Annotated in this window: 3 protein-coding genes; all 3 read left to right on the top strand. The window is 44.8% G+C overall.

Annotated features, from left to right (window positions below):
* The coding region (locus GX089_14090; protein NLP03620.1) for a hypothetical protein at nt 1-449 on the top strand (449 nt) is incomplete at its 5' end.
* Nucleotides 450-511: 62 nt separating this feature from the next.
* Nucleotides 512-1,021: an RNA polymerase sigma factor gene (locus GX089_14085; GenBank protein NLP03619.1), complete on the top strand. Its 510-nt coding sequence runs from the start codon at nt 512-514 to the stop codon at nt 1,019-1,021.
* Nucleotides 1,018-1,704: hypothetical protein (locus GX089_14080; GenBank protein ID NLP03618.1), on the top strand; the 687-nt coding region annotated here is incomplete at its 3' end. The genes GX089_14085 and GX089_14080, both read left to right, overlap by 4 nt.

The following is a 1,704-nucleotide window of genomic DNA, read 5'->3' as shown; positions in this document are numbered from 1 at the left end:
TGGCTGCATACCTCAGTGATGAGGTGTTGCAGAAGAATGTCACTGCAAAGAGTCTTTACGAAAGGATCTGCCGGGAATATCCCCAGTCTATTTACTGTACAGAAAAAGCTCAGCCAAGAATCAAAATTGCAGACAGCACCATGGCAGCTCTGGGGTTGAAAGTTGAAGATCCGCAGCAGCAGGAAAGTGAAGTGGAGGAGACGAAGGATGATGAAAAAGACAAAAAGGATGTGAGGGCTGACTCACTGAAGGCTGATGAGGGTACTCCAAAAGAGGGTTCCGATGTTTTATTCCAGGAGGGAAAAGATAAAGAAGCGGGGCTCAAGGAAATGGAGAAGGATCAGAGTTCAGAGGCAGAAGATCCACCCGTTCGGGCTCCTGATGACCCGGTTTCAGCTCCGGAAACAGAAAATCCAGCAGATACTTCCGGTGAAAAGTCCGGAAAATGATTCTTACCCGGAGAGGGTGAGCATTTTTTCTAACCTGATGCATCTATTAAGCAGAAGAACAGATGAAAGCACTATCAAAGGAAAATGAACTGGAAATCCGTTCTCTTTACGAGCGTTATGCCTCACTGGTGCACTCACGCTGCAGGATGTTACTTAAATCGGAAGATGAGGCCTGGGATGCTACTCAGGAGGTTTTTATGAAGCTGATCGGTGCTCTGCCTAAAATAAACAAAAAAGAATCTATTTATTCATGGCTGTTAAGCACAAGCACTAATCACTGCTTCTCGCTCCTGCGCAAGAAAAAACACCTTGAATTCAATGAGGAGTATCACACTGAAAGCAAGGGACTCCCTCAGGAGAAATGGATGGCTCTTAAAGAGATTATTCATCATTTTCTCAGTCCATGGGACAGCAAGATTCGCGAAGTGGTGATTTATACCTATTTTGACGGGTACAGGCAGGAGGAGATTGCGAAAATAACCGGAATGGGTGAATCCACCATAAGGCGCCATCTTACCAGATTCAAGAGGAAATGTGCCGAATCGGGGCTTTCAATGGGGGATCTTCTATGAAAAACTGCACCTCGAATCGCTTTGACATAGAAAGATTCTTTATCGGAGAACTTGACAAAGATTCCGCTCAGGCTGTTGAAAAGCACCTTGAGACTTGTGAATCATGTTTTACATATCTGCAGAATCTGCGAAGGGAGCGTAATGAATTCCTGGCCGACCATCCCTTCTCTTCCTTTTATACTGAAAAAGCACAGAAAAAAACACCTTTCTGGCAGAAGTATCTAAGCCCTGTACTTGCTCGTCAGGTGCTGGTTCCGGTTTTATGCCTTTTGCTTGTAATTGCTGCTATTCCGGTTGTTAATACAATTGCCTTTAATTCCGGCAGAGAGACTGTGGTGTTCAAGGGTGGGGCACAGCTTTCATTTATTTACGAAAGAGATGGGAAGATACATGATGGCATCCTCTCTGAAGTTTTCCATGAGGGTGACAGAATCCAGGTTGTGTATAATTCTCCGAGGGAGTGGTTTGTAGCCCTTTTGAGCATAGATCAAAGCGGCACTGTCTCATTTTATCATCCTGATCAGAAATCTATCACCTGCAGCGTACCATCAGGAAAAGGAAACGAACTGTATTTCCCGGGGAGCATAATTCTTGATAATTCCTCAGGGGGTGAACTGGTTGTGGCTGTTTTCTCGCATTCACCTCTGAAGACTTCCGATGTGAAAGAATCTGTATCGGCTATA

The organism is Fibrobacter sp. (assembly GCA_012523595.1).
Taxonomy (GTDB): domain Bacteria; phylum Fibrobacterota; class Chitinivibrionia; order Chitinivibrionales; family Chitinispirillaceae; genus JAAYIG01.
Note: the sequence above shows the minus strand (reverse complement) of the source record. Positions and strands in the feature narration are given on the sequence as shown.

Excerpts from the sequence above, each read along its gene's own strand:
- GX089_14085 (NLP03619.1), top strand. The coding sequence starts at position 512 with ATGAAAGCACTATCAAAGGAAAATGAACTGGAAATCCGTTCTCTTTAC.